The organism is Cytobacillus sp. FSL W7-1323 (assembly GCF_038595015.1).
Lineage (GTDB): Bacteria > Bacillota > Bacilli > Bacillales > Cytobacillaceae > Cytobacillus > Cytobacillus kochii.
Map to the genome: position 1 here is coordinate 3,855,386 of NZ_CP151998.1, position 17,099 is coordinate 3,872,484.

General features: G+C 38.0%; 16 protein-coding genes and 1 riboswitch. Of the genes, 6 read left to right on the forward strand and 10 right to left on the reverse strand.

The window, feature by feature from the left end:
- Positions 1-145 precede the first annotated feature (145 nt).
- Entirely contained in the window at positions 146-298 is a 153-nt protein-coding gene (locus MKX67_RS19650; RefSeq protein ID WP_342488621.1) for a hypothetical protein, read from the reverse strand.
- A gap of 215 nt (positions 299-513) precedes the next feature.
- Here MKX67_RS19650 and MKX67_RS19655 point away from each other — a divergent pair, with 215 nt between their 5' ends.
- The 5 genes from MKX67_RS19655 to MKX67_RS19675 all read left to right on the forward strand — a co-directional run bounded on the left by MKX67_RS19655 (position 514) and on the right by MKX67_RS19675 (position 5,026).
- The gene (locus MKX67_RS19655; RefSeq protein WP_342488623.1) at positions 514-1,083 is read left to right on the forward strand and encodes a hypothetical protein; all 570 of its coding nucleotides are present in this window, start codon (positions 514-516) and stop codon (positions 1,081-1,083) included.
- 79 nt (positions 1,084-1,162) lie between these two features.
- A riboswitch (SAM riboswitch) is annotated at positions 1,163-1,278 on the forward strand.
- Between the two features lie 91 nt (positions 1,279-1,369).
- The gene (locus MKX67_RS19660) at positions 1,370-2,485 is read left to right on the forward strand and encodes an iron-containing alcohol dehydrogenase family protein (RefSeq protein ID WP_342488625.1); all 1,116 of its coding nucleotides are present in this window, start codon (positions 1,370-1,372) and stop codon (positions 2,483-2,485) included.
- The gene (locus MKX67_RS19665; RefSeq protein WP_340976391.1) at positions 2,482-3,303 is read left to right on the forward strand and encodes a MetQ/NlpA family ABC transporter substrate-binding protein; all 822 of its coding nucleotides are present in this window, start codon (positions 2,482-2,484) and stop codon (positions 3,301-3,303) included. The genes MKX67_RS19660 and MKX67_RS19665 overlap by 4 nt, the downstream gene beginning before the upstream one ends.
- Before the next feature lie 39 nt (positions 3,304-3,342).
- Positions 3,343-4,380, forward strand: coding sequence for a methionine ABC transporter ATP-binding protein (locus tag MKX67_RS19670; protein WP_342488626.1), 1,038 nt, complete (start codon positions 3,343-3,345; stop codon positions 4,378-4,380).
- Positions 4,355-5,026 (forward strand): methionine ABC transporter permease, encoded by a 672-nt coding sequence (locus MKX67_RS19675; protein ID WP_342488627.1) that lies wholly within the window; start codon positions 4,355-4,357, stop codon positions 5,024-5,026. The genes MKX67_RS19670 and MKX67_RS19675 overlap by 26 nt, the downstream gene beginning before the upstream one ends.
- 91 nt (positions 5,027-5,117) lie before the next feature.
- Here MKX67_RS19675 and MKX67_RS19680 read toward each other — a convergent pair whose 3' ends face one another.
- From MKX67_RS19680 to MKX67_RS19720, 9 genes are all read right to left on the reverse strand, one after another.
- On the reverse strand, positions 5,118-8,222 hold the full coding sequence (locus tag MKX67_RS19680) for an MMPL family transporter (protein ID WP_342488628.1): 3,105 nt from the start codon (positions 8,220-8,222) through the stop codon (positions 5,118-5,120).
- A gap of 89 nt (positions 8,223-8,311) precedes the next feature.
- Entirely contained in the window at positions 8,312-8,887 is a 576-nt protein-coding gene (locus MKX67_RS19685) for a TetR/AcrR family transcriptional regulator (protein WP_095371956.1), read from the reverse strand.
- A gap of 207 nt (positions 8,888-9,094) precedes the next feature.
- The gene (locus MKX67_RS19690) at positions 9,095-9,385 is read right to left on the reverse strand and encodes a hypothetical protein (protein WP_342488630.1); all 291 of its coding nucleotides are present in this window, start codon (positions 9,383-9,385) and stop codon (positions 9,095-9,097) included.
- A gap of 54 nt (positions 9,386-9,439) precedes the next feature.
- Positions 9,440-9,574, reverse strand: coding sequence for a hypothetical protein (locus MKX67_RS19695; RefSeq protein WP_322910475.1), 135 nt, complete (start codon positions 9,572-9,574; stop codon positions 9,440-9,442).
- A gap of 326 nt (positions 9,575-9,900) precedes the next feature.
- A complete protein-coding gene (locus MKX67_RS19700) occupies positions 9,901-10,545 on the reverse strand; it encodes a 3-oxoacid CoA-transferase subunit B (RefSeq protein WP_233435374.1) in 645 nt (214 codons plus the stop codon).
- Positions 10,546-10,557: 12 nt separating this feature from the next.
- Entirely contained in the window at positions 10,558-11,256 is a 699-nt protein-coding gene (locus MKX67_RS19705) for a CoA transferase subunit A (RefSeq protein ID WP_095371954.1), read from the reverse strand.
- 39 nt (positions 11,257-11,295) lie between these two features.
- The gene (locus MKX67_RS19710; RefSeq protein ID WP_095371953.1) at positions 11,296-12,681 is read right to left on the reverse strand and encodes a GntP family permease; all 1,386 of its coding nucleotides are present in this window, start codon (positions 12,679-12,681) and stop codon (positions 11,296-11,298) included.
- A gap of 696 nt (positions 12,682-13,377) precedes the next feature.
- Positions 13,378-15,063 carry a sigma 54-interacting transcriptional regulator gene (locus MKX67_RS19715; RefSeq protein ID WP_233435199.1) on the reverse strand — a complete coding sequence of 562 codons (1,686 nt, stop codon included), beginning with the start codon at positions 15,061-15,063 and terminating at the stop codon, positions 13,378-13,380.
- Positions 15,064-15,190: 127 nt separating this feature from the next.
- Positions 15,191-16,120: a 3-hydroxyacyl-CoA dehydrogenase family protein gene (locus MKX67_RS19720; protein WP_307317731.1), complete on the reverse strand. Its 930-nt coding sequence runs from the start codon at positions 16,118-16,120 to the stop codon at positions 15,191-15,193.
- Positions 16,121-16,305: 185 nt separating this feature from the next.
- Between MKX67_RS19720 and MKX67_RS19725 the strand changes: the two genes are divergently transcribed.
- On the forward strand, positions 16,306-17,082 hold the full coding sequence (locus MKX67_RS19725; protein ID WP_095371951.1) for a 3-hydroxybutyrate dehydrogenase: 777 nt from the start codon (positions 16,306-16,308) through the stop codon (positions 17,080-17,082).
- Positions 17,083-17,099 lie beyond the last annotated feature (17 nt).

A 17,099-nucleotide genomic window follows, 5' to 3' on the forward strand; every position in this document is an offset into this window, starting at 1 on the left:
GCGTCTTGCCAATCCCTCTTCCTTGTACTTCTTCATTAATAGAGATGGACACATTCCCGCTATATCTTAACTTTCCACTTCTCTCTTCTAAGGAAGCTATCCCTCGAACATGACCGTTACATTCTGCAACAAATACATGGTCTTCTTATGTAAGTCCTTCAATATAATCTTCAATATCTTTTAATCTCCCCGATGATAAGGCCATTGTTTGTTGAATAATAGAATCTTGCCTATGCATTTCATGAATATCTCTTGCATCATTTATATGTATCAGTCTAATCTTTATTTCTTCCCCCATATAAAAACTCCTTTTTTTATAAAACTGTTCTGAATGAAAACTTATAAACCAAGACTACCACTTTTCTTAGTTTGAAAATATTGCTTTATTCATTTACGAATGAACAGTATAAAAAGTTTCTTATCATTGCACTGACATAATCACTACGATACAAAATATATATGAAAGGAGGCATCGAGGTATTTTATGAGCATCCAAAGGAGGGTAATTTGTATATGCTTGCTTTGTTCAGTCTTTTTCTAGTTGTCGGCTACAGTTTCTTTTTCTTGATTAGTGCCGTTAGAAAAAAGAAAGAAATAGCTACAAAATATTCTAAATGTATTCCCATGGTGGTTGGTATGACGAGTAGCTTAACAATCGGTTTGATTATATCTGTGTGGTTACCAGAAATGGCTAAAGCAACTGTATTATCAATTCTCATTAGCGCTGTCATTGCCATTTTTATAGGACTACCGTTTAAAACAAACGGACTCGTTGAAGCTCAAGCGTCAAGTCTCATGGGAAGTATGATGGGGGCAATGCTAGGCATTATGTTGGTACCCAGTGAAGTTACATTTATGATCATTAGCATGGATCTGATTTATTTAATTAGTATTTTTGCCATGATGCTTCTCATGCACAAAAAACATTCATTAAAGGAAGCATTGAAAAATCGACCTGTGCCCTTCTATCTAACATTCTTATTAAGCATCGCCATTATCTGCGCATCGGGAATTCATCAAGAAGCGAAGAACTCAATTCATCCGATTGAAGAAAACACCCCACAAGTAGAACACCATCACTAGTTTAATGATTAATTTCAATTATGTTATTGACTTTTCATGTAATAGATAATATTATGAATATAATTTAATAAAGCATTTTCTCTTATAAAGAGCGGCTGAGGGACTGGCCCTGCGACGCCCGGCAACCATTCATATACCCATATGAACAGGTGCTAAATCCTGCAAAATACTTTTTGGTATTTTGATATATGAGAGAGGTCACTACTATTCTAGTATATTTATGCCTCTCATGATGAGAGGCATTTTTGTTTTTATCATCACATCCAAAGAGAAACGAGGAGAGGAAATGACTGCAACAATCGTAAAAGGGGCTCCAGGACATTATTTATTAGGTTCAGGCATTCTAACAGAACTCCCCGACCTACTTAAAGATATTTCTGTTTCCAAATACCATATAATAACCGGTAAAAAAGCTTGGCAAGCCGTGCAACCCTACTTGCCCAAGGAAGTAATAGATAACAACGTTCACCTTCATTATATAGATGGTCACACTACCTTAAAAAAGGTCCATGACATCCAAGAAATAATAACAAATGATGGTGCTAATGGCGTAATAGGTATTGGTGGTGGGACAGCATTAGATATAACAAAAGCAGTTGCGATTGAAGCATCTGTTCAATCCATTCTTATACCAACAATCGCAGCTACCTGTGCCGCATGGACACCATTAAGTGTTTTTTATAATGAAGAAGGCAGCTTTACTCATTATACCGAGTTCCCTATTGCGACAACCCTCGTATTGGTTGAACCTGAAATTATTGCTAAAGCGCCTATTACTTATTTAAAAGCAGGAATTGGGGATACATTAGCCAAGTTTTATGAAGCTGAAGCTCTAATTGAAAGTTTTTACCCTGAAGAAACACTTCCTGTACCTAAACAAGTTTCGCAATTTTCAGCTAAAATTTGCCGAGATACATTGCTTAATGATGGTGAAGCCGCACTACAATCAGTAGCCAAAAACGAAACCTCAAAAGCACTTATCCGTGTGATTGAAACGATTATCATGACTGGGGGTATGGTCGGTGGATTCGGCGAAAAAGCAGGACGAATCGCTGGTGCCCATTCGTTTCATAATGGACTAACCGTAGCGGATGCAGCCCAAGATTTTCTTCATGGGGAATTAGTCGCTTACGGGATTCTTGGTCAATTGGCCATTGAAGAAAAATGGACAGAAGTTGATTACCTTCTCCCGTTTTATGAGAGCTGGCAATTGCCAAGTAGTCTCTCTAGTCTAACTATTGATGTGAATGATGAGCAATTAATGAAGACAATTGTAAAAAAGGCGATACGCCCAACTGAATCTATTCACTTTATGAAAAACGAGATAAGTGAACATTCTGTTTTACAAGCACTTCGATTATTAGAAAAACAAAATGAACAAAAAGGAGTTCAAACATCATGAAAAAATGGTTACTAACTGGAACATTCTTATTATCTTTAACAGGCTTAGCTGCATGTGGTAGTGATGAAGCCAGCAACTCTACAGAAGGATTATATGACGATGAAGAATTAGTCATTGGTGTCACTGCAGGTCCACATGAGCAAATCTTAGAAAAAGTAATTGAATTAGCTAAAGAAGAAGATATCAACATTAAATCACAAGTATTTACTGATTATGTGATGCCAAATGTCGCATTAGCTGAAAAAGAGATTGACTTAAACATTTTTCAAACAGAGCCTTATTTTAATGCATTTAAAGAAGATAGAAATTTAGATTTAGTTAAATCTTTTGATACCGTTTCATTCCCGATGGGCATCTATGCACTCAATGTAAAAGATGTAGCTGAATTAAAAGATGGCGCAAAAATCGGTCTTCCGAGTGACCCAACAAATAGTGGCCGAGCTCTATTACTATTTGAAAAAGCGGGATTAATCGAATTAGATCCTGAAACAGGTATTAATTCAACAGTTCGTGATATTGAAAAAAACAATGGTAACTATGAATTTATTGAACTTGACTCTGCTCAAATCGCTCGTCAGCTAGAAGAGCTTGACGCTGCAGCTATTAACACGAACTTTGCAATTGAAGCTGGTTTTGTCCCTTCTAAAGACGCTATCTTTATCGAGCCTAAGGATTCACCTTACGTAAACCACGCTGCTGTCCGTACGGAGAATAAAGATGATGAAATTCTTGAAAAATTAGCTGATATCTACCGCAGTGAAGAAATTGAAAAGTTTGTTGAAGAGGAATTTGACGGATCAGTTATCGTCTCTTGGTAAAATGATTAAAAATGAGCGTTACGGAGGGAGCATCAAATCATGATAGAGCTTAAGAATATAACCAAAACCTTTACAGGAAAACAAGGAAGCATCCATGCATTAAAGGATGTCTCACTATCAGTGAATCAAGGAGAAATCTACGGGGTTATCGGATACAGCGGCGCTGGTAAAAGTACATTAATTCGCTGTGTGAACTTACTTGAAAAACCTGATAGTGGTTCTGTAAAAGTCAATGGGGTGGATTTAACCACGCTGACACCAGGAAAACTCCGTGAAGCAAGAAGTCATATCGGCATGATTTTTCAAGGGTTTAACTTATTAAAAACAGCAACAGTTTATGATAATATTGCTATCCCTCTTAAACTAACAGGATTAGATAAGAAAGAAGTAAAGAGCCGCGTTAATAAATATTTAGAGATTGTCGGTTTAAGTGAAAAACAAAATGCTTATCCAGCTGAGTTATCTGGTGGCCAAAAGCAAAGGGTTGCTATTGCACGTGCATTATCGCATGAACCAGAAGTATTACTCAGCGATGAAGCAACAAGCGCCTTAGATCCAAATACAACAGAGGCAATTCTTGATTTGCTATTAAAAATCAATAAAGAATTAGGGATTACGATTCTCCTTATTACACATGAGATGAATGTTATCCAAAGGATTTGCGATTGTGTGGCCGTTATGGAAAATGGGGAAATTATTGAAGAGGGACGAACGAAGGATATCTTTACCTCTCCTCAACACAGTACAACAAAAAGATTCGTTAATAGCTTATTTTCACATGATATCCCCGATGATCTATTAGAGGAATTAAGTGAAAGTGGCCAAGTGGCAACATTATCTTTCTTTGGTGAATCATCAGGTGATCCTGCACTTGCATTAGTAACGAAAAAATATGATATTTTCCCTAATATCTTATCTGGTAATATTACAAGATTAAAAGATGAAGCATTCGGACAGTTGCTTGTCCATTTTAAAGGCGATACAGCAGAAATTAACAAAGCCATACAATTTTTACAAGAGAAACAAGTCCATGTGGAAGGAGTGACACTCAATGAACGCCATCAACGAATTTCTTGATGCATGGGGTGCTGATTTATGGGAATCAACGATACAAACCTTCCAAATGGTTGGTATCTCTCTCGCTATTTCCATTCTGATCGGGCTACCATTAGGGATTCTCCTTGTTTTGACTAGACCAGGTAAAGCCCTAGATAATAAATTTGTATATAATGTGCTCAACGTAGTGATTAACGTCATTCGTTCCGTACCTTTTATCATCTTATTATTTTTCATTCTACCGTTTACCAAATTTATTGTCGGTACATCGATTGGTGTAAAAGGCGTAATTGTCCCACTTGTTATTTATACTGCTCCATATATTGCGCGCTTAATTGAATCAGCATTACTTGAGGTTGACCGTGGCGTAGTCGAAGCCTATGAAGCAATGGGAATTAAAACAAGACATATTATATGGAATGTACTTGTTAGAGAATCTCGCTCTTCAATCGTTCTTGGACTCACGATTGCAACAATTGGATTAATTGGTGCTACAGCAATGGCGGGACTCGTTGGCGGCGGAGGACTTGGTGACTTAGCCTACCGTTATGGACATTTAAGATATGAAGTTGATGTGATGTATGTCACAGTCATTTTACTGATTATTTTAGTACAAGGATTACAGTCATTAGGGAATTTCTGGGCTGCGAAGTTAAAGAAGGATTAAAGCAAAAGAGCCGAAGCGAATGTTCGGCTCTTTTCTTATTTCTGATAGAAGGGTCTTAAGAAAACCGGGGAAGAGATTGTTCTTCTTAACTTTAGGCCTCTTCTCTTCTTCTCTTTAATTTCTCCCCAATGGCTAAAAATGATGGGACTAAGATTGGTAGCATAAGTAAGCTCAGCATGATTAGCCCAATTATCACAACTAGCGCCACTTCAATCAGTGTAATAACACCTGAAGGGATTAATGCAGCAAAGGTCCCTCCTAAAATAATAGCAGCCGATATCACTACTCCACCTATATTTTTCGCTGCCGTTAAGATCGCATTTACTGGATTACCATCCACTTCATTAAAACGCATCATAAGAAAGATACTATAATCGACCCCAAGAGCGATAATCATAATAAAGCCAAAAAACGGCACATTCCAAGCGAGTTCACCCACGCCAAGAATAGATTGACTCATCCATTCACTAATACCTAATGAAGTATAGTAGGCTAATAGAAGTGCAGCAATAATATATAATGGCTGCATAACAGAACGGGTAATGACCATTAGAACGACGCCAATGCCAATTAACATTATTGTTGCCGTTCGAGCGAAATCTTCTGTAGCAATATTTTGTAAATCTAGATTTTGCTGTGTTTGCCCACCGATTGCATATTCAGCATCTTGTAAAATGGTTGCCTTCAAGCTTGCCGGCACTTGACGATTGACTTCCTCCATTACCTTCATCGCTTCATTTGTATAAGGATTTTCTTCTAACACAATCGTCAACGTCGTCATTTTTTGATTATCTGATACATACATATCAAGTGCTTGCTGGAATTCCTCTCCATTTAACACTTCCTCTGGAATAAAGAATTTCTCTGAAGCTTTCGAGTCACTTAACCCGCTAAGATACTTATTTGCATCCTGTAAACCTTCTCCTACTTGATTTAATCCATCTGTACTTTCTACTAATCCCTTTTGTAACTCCACCATTTTCTCACTTAAATCATTTAAACCCGTTTGGAGCATGGTTTGTCCCTCATTAATCTGGGCTAAACCAGACGCTAATTCACCCGATTTTGTTGCCATTTCGTCTGATGCATTTGCACCATTTGCTAGCCCTGCTTGCAATTCATTTGCGCCTGACTCTAATGCAACTAAACCGTTATGCAGTTTTTCTAAACCAGCATCCACTTGCTCTAGTCCTGCATTCGCTTCTTCAAACTGCGTCATCGCTCTTTCATATTGCGGATGGACAGCTTCTAATTGCGTATTTAACCCCTCAACTTGTTGCTTCGCCTCCCCTGCTGTTCCTAATGCGAATTGCATATGTTCATCTGAAGCAACTTCGGGATTTTCTTCAATATAGTTTGTTAAAGATTGCTCAATTTGCGTAAATGCTAAAGTCATGCTTGTTACTGCAGTATTCATCTGTATAAATACATTGCCTGTATTCGAAAGACCTGTTTGCAGATCTGTATAGCCATTCAATAATGTGCCAGTTGCACCAGAAAGCTGTTCCACACTTGCCTTCACATCTGCAATCCCTTGATTTAACTCACTTGCCCCACTACTACCTGATTGAATTCCAGATGTTAATTCATTCAGTGCCTCAACTAAGGTCGACGCTCCGTTTTTAGCATTTGTTGTTCCATCAATGAGTGTTTGCACATCTTCTAATTGATTACTATTTTGATTGGCTGATAATTCTCCTTCAGCAGAAGATAAACCATCATGTATCGATCCTACCCCTTTGTTAGCATCCCCAATCCCTTGGTTTAATTGATCTGTTTGATCATTTAAATAGAGTTCTGGTATTTTTTCTCCAGCTGGTCTTGTTACAGATTGTACCTTGGATACGCCATCGACAGCTAATATTTTCTCTGTCAATTCATCTATCGCTTGCAATGACTCTTGTTGATTGAGTGATTGCTCATTTTTTATAACTAATGTTGCCGGTGCTGAGAACCCAGAAGGAAAATGGTCTTCTATCCGATTGATCCCCTGTTTTGATTCAAAAGAATCATCTACTTCAAGAAGGTCGTTATAGCTTAATTCTCCCGAGTATTTGAATACAAATGGTAAAGAGATAAGGAGGACAATAAATAATGAGAGAAAAGGACGCATTATTGAATGTCCTGATAGAAATCCCCAAAATTTACTGTCTGCATGACCATCAAATTTCTTAGATGGCCAAAACATTTTCTTCCCTAATACGTACATGAAAAATGGATTAAATGTATACAACACTCCGACAAGGACTGCTACACCAATAGCTACTGCCGAACTAGCTTGATACAAGCTAAATTGAGCAAACATTAATACAATAAAACCAATAAACACCGCTAAACCACTATATAAAACAGTAATTCCTGCCGTACGATAGGTAACTTTAAGTGCCTCTAAAATGGATTCCTGCTTACTCAGCTCTTCTTTAAACCTCGTAAAAAGTAAAATATTATAGTCCGTACCTATTCCAAATAAAATCACTACTAAGAATACTTGCGTAAAATTTGAAAATGGGTAATTAAATGATTCTACTAAGTTGGCAATAATAGACATAGAGACGATATAGGATACACCCACAGATAATAATGAGATAAACGGTATAATCGGTGAACGGAAAACAAGAATTAATACGAGTAGGATGAATACGACGGCAATTGCCTCGGTTTTCTTAATCCCATCCTGCGTCGCCTGAACAAAGTCTTCCATGACAAGTTCGTTGCCAGTAATAGAAACCTGGAGTGTTTCTGTTATGAGCTCACTTCTAAGAGAATTAGCGACTTCCTGTAATTCTCCTTGCTCTCGGTCAATAGAAATCTGCGCTAGTATGGTCGAACCATCTTCAGCTGTTAGAACCGAAGCTGCTTCTTCACCATCTAAATGCGTTGTCATCTCTTCGATACCAAGTGTTGATTGTCTGGCTTTTAATTCTGCAAGAAGTTTATCTAATTCCTCTTTCTCCTGATTAGACATTTTCTTGCCATCTTTTGATCCTATTACTGCTATAAAATCATACGTATTTGCATTCTCATTCATTTCCTCTAACATGTGTGACGCTTCTCTACTTAAGGCATTATCTGGTATGGTTATTTGCCCCTTTTCTCTAACAAGGTCATCCATATTCGGCATCCAAAGGAAACTTAATATTGAGATGACAACCCACCCGAAAAATAATAGGGTTCTTACATTTTTAAACTTTGACACGTTCTGGCTCCTTTCTCTTTTTTAAATCACGGAATGAATATTCATTCCTATTTATGTTCAGCTTGAAATCAACTTTCAAGCTAGCTTAACTAGTTGGCTTTAATCGCATTCCAACAACATTCCTCTAAGTTATCCATTAAAGGAGAACTACCATCAATCGTTCCTGCCCGCACCATTTTTAAAATTTGTACAATGGCACCATAAACAACACCTATCAAAGCCTCTGTTTGTAGAACAATAATTTCTCCTCTTTCTTGACCAACCCTAACAACATTGGAGATATACTCTATAAACGAATCAAAAAGTTCCTGACTCTCTTCTGTTAAAAACATTTCATTACAATGAGAATCAATGAAATGTAGCGCATGTGTATCTCCCATCGCAAAGTGGTGAATACTCTCAAAGATATGATGAAATTGTTCACGGATACTTGCATCAGTCGGATAATCCTTTAATAATTGTTCAAATAACGCATTTAGTTTTTCCTGGAAGAGCACATTAACTAAGTTCTCTTTATGATCAAAATAACGATAAATCGTTCCTGCCCCAACCTTTGCAGCATCAGCAATCATTGGTACCGTCGTCCCGTTATACCCCCTTTCTGCAAACAAAACAATCGCGGCATCCAATATATCTTGCCGCTTCGACTTTTTTGCGTCCGTCATATACTCGCTCCTCACTTTAGTCAATATATGATTCGGAATGAACATTCATTCCTTTTGGGAATAGAATAATATATTTTTTTATATTTTACAAGGGAAAAGAGAGAGGTATTTGGACTTTAAGCAAAAATGGCAGACTTGCCATTGACTATAGGAAGATGTACACAAACAACTATTTAACACACCATCTGCGTTTTTGTGAGTTTGGGTTTATATATGGGTTGCGCGCAGTTCTTTGTTGGCTACTCCTCGCTTTTGCGCGTATTTATGATTTGCGCGCAGTTCTTTGTTTGTTACTCCTCGCTTTTGCGCGTATTCATGGGTTGCGCGCAATTCTTTGTTTGCCACTCCTCGCTTTTGCGCGTATTCATCATTTGCGCGCAGTTCTTTGTTTGTTACTCCTCGCTTTTGCGCGTATTCATCATTTGCGCGCAATTCTTTGTTTGCCACTTCTCGCTTTTGCGCATATTTATGTTTTGCGTGCAGTTCTTTGTTTGCCACTTCTCACTTTTGCGCGTATTTATGTTTTGCGCGCAGTTCTTTGTTTGCCACTTCTCACTTTTGCGCGTATTCATGGGTTGCGCGCAGTTCTTTGTTGGCTACTCCTCGCTTTTGCGCGTATTTATGTTTTGCGCGCAGTTCTTTGTTGGCTACTCCTCGCTTTTGCGCGTATTCATCATTTGCGCGCAATTCTTTGTTTGCCACTTCTCGCTTTTGCGCGTATTCATCATTTGCGCGCAGTTCTTTGTTTGCTACTCCTCGCTTTTGCGCGTATTCATCATTTGCGTGCAGTTCTTTGGCTTCTCCCTACCACCTTTGCGCGTATACTTGAACTACACGCATTTCCCTGCCTTTTCCTTCCCACTTTTGTGTGTATTCATTACTTAAAGAACAACTCACCTAACGATGCCTGACTTGTTCACAAACTCCCACTTTATTTTACTTATCTTCCTAACCCCTCTTACATATAGCAAAAAGACTGACTCAAGAATAAAGTCAGTCTTTTTGCTACAAATTTATTTCACCGATTCACGTACAATAAAAGAAGCGGCAGTTGCCTCTTTTAATTCTTCTAAAGTCACGCCCTCTTGTAATTCTACAAGTTCCATGCCCTTTTCAGTGAATTCGAAGACTGCCATGTCCGTAATAAGTACATGAACAACTCCTTCACCAGTTAGTGGCAATTCACAACTCTTTTTCACTTTAGATTCACCATATTTATTACGATGGTCCATGATGACAACGATTCTTTTTGCTCCTTGAACAAGGTCCATGGCGCCACCCATACCTTTAACCATTTTTCCTGGTATCATCCAATTGGCTAAATCACCTGTTTCAGATACTTCCATACCACCAAGGATAGCAAGATCGATATGACCGCCACGAATCATAGAGAAGGATTCTGCGCTATCAAAATACGAAGCATTACGTTTAGCTGTCACTGTTTCTTTTCCAGCATTGATAAGATCAGCGTCTACTTCAGACTCTTTCGGGTAGCTACCAATGCCCAATAAACCATTTTCGGATTGAAGCATCACATCAAATTCTTCAGGGATGCGATCTGCAATTAAAGTAGGCATGCCAATACCAAGGTTTACACACATACCATCTTTAATTTCTTTTACTGCTCTATTGAGTATTTTTTCTCTTCCACTCATGATTATGTCCTCCTTTTAAGCTTCTTTTCTCGTTGTTAGTCTCTCTATTCTTTTCTCATAAGCTTTTCCTTCATATACATGTTGAACATATACGCCCGGTGTATGAATCTCATCTGCATCTAATTCTCCCGCACCAACTAACTCTTCTACTTCAACAATCGTTATTTTTCCTGCTGTCGCCACAGTTGGATTAAAATTACGAGCTGTTTTTCTAAAGACTAAGTTGCCAAATGGATCTGCTTTCCATGCTTTTACAAAAGCGAAATCCGCTACAATGCCTCTTTCTAAAATATATGTTTTTCCATCAAATTCTTTATGTTCTTTATCTTTAGCGACCTCTGTGCCTACACCAGTTGCAGTATAAAATCCTGGAATTCCAGCGCCACCAGCTCTTAACCTTTCAGCTAATGTACCTTGAGGAACGAGTTCAACTTCAAGCTCACCGCTTAAAAATTGTTTTTCAAATGTTTTATTTTCTCCTACATAAGAGGCGACCATTTTTTTGATTTGTTTATTTTGTAGAAGTAAGCCTAATCCCCAGTCATCCACACCACAGTTATTACTGTATACCGTTAGTTCCTTCGTTCCTTTTTCTTGCAGGGCTATAATTAGTTTCTCTGGAATACCGCATAAACCAAAACCACCTACTGCTATAGAAGCACCGTCCTGAACTTGTTCTAACACTTCATCTAAAGATGTAATTATTTTACTCATGGTATGACTCTCCTTCCATCTTCCTTATAAACTATTAAATTAAATAAATAGTGAAATAGCAAAAGCTAATGCAAATACAGTAATCGTTTTTAATATTGTCAACACAAAGATATCTCCATATGATTGTCTATGTGTTAAGCCAGTAATCGCTAATAATGTAATAACAGCACCGTTATGAGGAAGGGTATCCATTCCACCTGAAGCCATAGAAGCAATACGATGAAGTAACTCTGGCGAAATACCTAATGTTTGTGCCATCTGTAAATATTGTGCACCCATTACCTCTAATGCGATTGATAACCCACCTGAGGCAGACCCAGTTACCCCTGAGAGTACGTTTACAGCAATTGCTTCAGAGACTAACGGATTATTGCTTGCATTAAATACCCAGTCTTGAATCGCTGTAAAACCCGGTAGCGTTTTCACAACATTACCGAAGCCAACTTCAGAAGCAGTATTAAAGATTGCTAGTAATGAACCCATAGCAGCTGTCGTTAACCCTGCTGCCAAACCTGTTTTTATTTTTCTCACATTCGTGAGCATTGCGACAATTATTCCGATGGTTAATGCTGCAACGAGTGCCCATGTTGAAGTGACTGTGCTTGGATCAGCAATATTGTATTGTTCAGAAAGCTGCGATGCATCATACCAGAATTTCGCAGACCAACTTGTGCGGCTAAAAATAAAGTTTAATGCAATCACGACAACAAGTGGTAAGATTGCTAACCAAAAACTTGGTAACGTATTCGGGTCGACTTTTTCAGGCTCGTTTTTATGCCCTGTACCATAACCTTCGCCATTCGCAAGCGCTTTCCTTCTACGACGTTCTAACCAAATCATCCCGCCAGTGAAGATAATAATTGCTCCAATGATACCTACAAGAGGGGCAGCATAAGCATCTGTTCCAAAATAATTCGTTGGTATAATATTTTGAATTTGTGGCGTACCAGGTAGTGCGTCCATTGTATACGTGAATGCTCCTAATGCAATAGCGCCTGGAATTAAACGTTTAGGAATATCAGCTTCTTTGAAGATAGCTGCAGCAAACGGATAAACAGCAAATGCGACGACAAACAGGGAAACGCCTCCATATGTTAACGCAGAACATGCAAGTACAACAGCTAAAATAGCATGTTTTGATCCTAGCGAGGATACAATTGTCCTTGCAATGGCTGCTGCTGCTCCTGTCATTTCCATCACTTTTCCGAAAATCGCACCTAGTAGGAAGATTGGGAAAAATGATTTGATATAATTAGCTGCATTCGACATATACGTCTCTGTATAGCTTGGTAATAATAACCCTCCAGATATGACAACAGCTAATAACGTAACAATTGGGGCAATAATAATAACTGGATAACCACGATAAGCTAAGAAAATTAAAAGTCCTAATGCTAGTATAATAGCAAAAATCTCAATAAACAATGAAATCCCCCTTTATTTTCGCTAACAAGTCAAACTGACTTCTCCCCAGAGTCGTCCGATTGTTGCTTTTCTCCCCCTTTGTAACTCCCTCTTACTTTTACTTGTAGAAAACGTTTTCATTTCCATATACATCTCCCCAAAAATTTCTTTTGGAGTCATACTGACAATAAACCGTCTGTTAAAACTATGCAATGAACGTGCCAACTTAAAAATTCCCTCTATTCTTATTCTTTTTTATATTCATGCACATTTTTTTCGCAAAAACCGTTCAGAAAAACTGTCACTTTTAAAACACTGCGGTTATTCTGTATGGATTTACGCACACTCTAAGAATATCCACTCAGTTCTTGTACGGATTACTTAACAGATTTACGGAATATCGAATCATTTATCTTTTTTGCTTTTGTGAGAATAGGGGTTACAGATAATGTGGATAAACATTGATATCCACACTACTCTTGGGATTTCTACTCTTTTGTGTGGACAAATCGTAATTTATTACCCGCATTTCTTCTGGATTTTCCACTCTTTTGTGTGGGCAAACTCCAATTGCCTACACTCCTTCGAGTTTTTCCGTCTTTTTGTGTGGATAATTAACAATCATCATCTACAGTTGTACCGTTTTGGGTATCATACAAAAAAAATCCTACCAAACACTATAACAAGTATTTGGTAGAATCCCGTTCTAAACCTTGCTTACTCTTCTAGCAAATGATATTTGTTCATTTTTTCATACAATGTCGTACGGCTAATGCCGAGACGTTTGGCTGCTTCTGTTTTCTTGCCACCAACTGCTGTTAGACATTGAATAATGGTTTGTTTTTCTGTTTCTTCCATGACTTCTGCTAATGTACGTGTAGGTATTACTGTTTCTTGTAATTTAATATTTGCCGACAAGTGCTTCGGTTCAATAAAACAATTGAGATCAACCATATTCATCGCGCGCTCGATTACATTTTCAAGTTCTCGAATATTGCCTGGCCAATGGTAGTTTTTCAAGATATGGAGCGCCTTTTCGTCAATCCCCTTGACTGGTTTTGCCATCATTGTTGCGTATTTTTCTGTAAAATAATGAGACAGTCGTGAAACATCTTCTTTTCTATCTTTTAAAGAAGGAATGGTTATTTCCATCACCTTTAAGCGATAGTAAAGATCCAATCGGAATTCTCCTTTATCAACCATATCCTCTAGATTACGGTTAGTTGCTGCAATAATACGAACATCAATGGCTTTACTATTAGTTGAACCGACTCGTTCAACTTCTTTTTCTTGTAACACGCGTAATAACTTCACTTGCATATGAATGGGCAGCTCACCTATTTCATCTAAAAAAATTGTGCCTCCATCTGCTGTTTCAAACTTTCCTGCTTTGCCGCCTTTTCTTGCACCTGTAAACGCTCCCTCTTCATAGCCAAATAGTTCGGATTCAATTAATTCAGCTGGGATAGCAGCACAATTCACTTTTACAAACAGCCCCATTCCCCTACTGCTTGCCTGATGAATCGCATGTGCAAATAATTCCTTGCCTGTCCCGCTCTCACCTAAGAGCAACACATTAGAATCATTTTCGGCCACTTTGACTGCTTGGGCTTTTACTTGTTTAAAAGCAGGAGATTCACCAATTAAATGATGAAAAGAGTATGATGCTTTATTACTTTCTCTAAAATCACCCTTATATTTCTTCAACTCTTTTTCTAATGAGTGCAATCGTTTAAATAATGCGGAAAACTGACCAACATTTTTAAATAGGAGCTTTCCAACCGCACCTACTACTTTTCCATTTTTAAAAATAGGCGAACGAGTAGCAATCATATAGCCACCATTTACTTTCTGTAAAGAGGCTGCTTCTTGCTTACCTGTTTTTACAACGATATGCATTCTCGTATTTTCGATCACTTCTGTAACATGCTTACCTATTGAGCTTTTCTGATCGACCTTCAAAAATTCCGCATATGCTTGCGTCAACAGAACGACATAGCCTTTTGCATCAACAAGCACTAAGCCGTCATAAGCATATTCTAGAATGTCTTCTATTAGCATCTCATTCTCTTGCTGTCCTTGGCCGGTAGGTAGCAAATCTGCAATAGCTTCATTTGAAAGTGCACAAAGATACATATAGGCAGCGCCATTTATACCTTCTAACCGTTCACCCTTAATTAATAGCTCTTTTTTATTTATTTTCATCTTAACGATTGTACTGAGAAGGAAGTCTTGTTGGAGAAGATGAGTCATTTCGTTTTCATCGTCATCCATCATCCACAACAATCTTTGATTACAAAACAGTATCTCCTTTTGATGATTAAGTATCATCACCCCTAACGGCAGCTCATCTATGATTTTGTTAAATAACTGTTCATTCTGGATGGCATGACTGTTTTGCATCTTAGATCTCTCCTTACAATCTACTTTTTACAATCTGATAATTTTCATTATTATATCATAGCCAGGCAAAAGAAATTTTTTAATCACATAAAAGGTGTAGAACTTTTTGTCGTTCTACACCTACGCATTATTTTTTCATTTTTGCTAAGCGAATAAAGGAACGGTCTCTTTCTAATAGTTTATTAGAGACCATCTCTCCTTCATATTGGAAAATCCCTTCACCTGTCTTTACACCAAGCTTCTTCTCGGCTACTAAGTCAGAGATAATGGCTGGCGCTTCCTTTGTGTCATTTAATTCTGAAGCAACGTTATTAAATACTCTTTCCCAAGTATCTAATCCCCCGAAGTCAGCAATCTCAATCGGCCCTGTAAATGCCCAGCGGAAACCTGGCCCTGCGGTAATAGCCGTATCTATATCTTCAGCTGTTGCCACGCCTTCAGCCAATAATGAAAAAGCTTCTCTCATTAAGGCTGTTTGTAATCGATTAGCAATAAAGCCAGACTTTTCTTTTTGTAAAATAACAGGTGCTTTGCCGATTTCTTTCATAATGTTTCTCACTTCTTCAACAATTGCATCCGAAGTCTGTTCATGTTTAATAATTTCTACTAAGGGAACTAGATGTGCTGGGTTAAAGAAATGCATGATCACCATTTGATCAGCAAACGTGCACTTCTCCATTAATCTCGAAATAGGAAAAGTTGATGTATTTGAGGCAACGATCGCTGTTGGTTGCTTCATTTCTTCCAACTGTTTATATAAATCCCACTTCCATTCAATCACTTCTGGTATTGCTTCAATAATTAAATCTGCTTCTTGAACTGCTTGAGATAAGTTAGCAACATATCTAATAGCATTCAAGCTTGTATCCGCTTCCTTTTCTGATAACACTTCCTCTTCAACAAGTAATGCTACATCTGCAGCTACTCTTTTTTCTGCTTTATGTAATAATTCATCATTTAAATCATTCAGTATTACGTCGTATCCTTTAGTTGCAAACGATATCGCAATACCTGTCCCCATTACACCTGAACCAATCACAGTAATATTTCTTATCATCGTTGTAACCTCCTTTAACTTTTCAAAAATTAAAAATGCAATTACTGTGCCAAAAATAAAATAATTGCGAAAACCGTGAATCTATGTTACGATTTTTCCAGTTTTAACTCCCCAACTCCCTATTACTGACTTTACACATCTTCATACTGGAATAAGCCACTAGATTGATATGGAGGAATGTCAAAATGGTATCTAATAAAGTGGCAATTATAACAGGTTCAGCACGAGGCATTGGTTATGAGATTGGCAAAATTTTTGCCGAAAACGGAGCCAAGGTCGTTCTTTCCGATATTAATGAAGAGGAAGTCAAAAATTCTGCGCAATCTCTTCAAGAAAAAGGGCTAGAAGTGTCTGGCCTGAAAGCTGATGTAACAAAAGAAGAAGACATTATCAGCTTGATTGAAGAAACAAAGAAAACACATGGAAGAATCGATATCTTTATTAATAATGCCGGTTTGCAACATGTGGCACCCATTGAAGATTTCCCTACTGAGAAATTTGAGCTGATGATTAAAATCATGCTTACAGCACCATTTATTTCACTCAAACACGTATTACCAATTATGAAAGAACAACAATTTGGTCGTATCTTAAATATTGCATCCATTAACGGATTAATTGGATTTGCCAACAAAGCAGCCTACAATAGTGCGAAACATGGTGTAATCGGCTTAACAAAAGTGGCCGCACTAGAGTCCGCAGCAGATGGCATTACAGTCAATGCCCTTTGCCCTGGTTATGTTGACACACCACTTGTGCAAAACCAATTACAAGACTTAGCAACAACAAGAAATGTGCCATTAGAAAATGTCCTTGAAGAAGTCATCTATCCACTCGTTCCACAAAAACGCTTACTACAAGTAAAAGAAATTGCTGACTATGCCATGTTCCTAGCCAGTGATTTAGCTGGTGGCGTAACAGGCCAGGCGATTGTGATGGATGGTGGGTATACGGCGCAATAAGTGACAAAAAGAGAAAA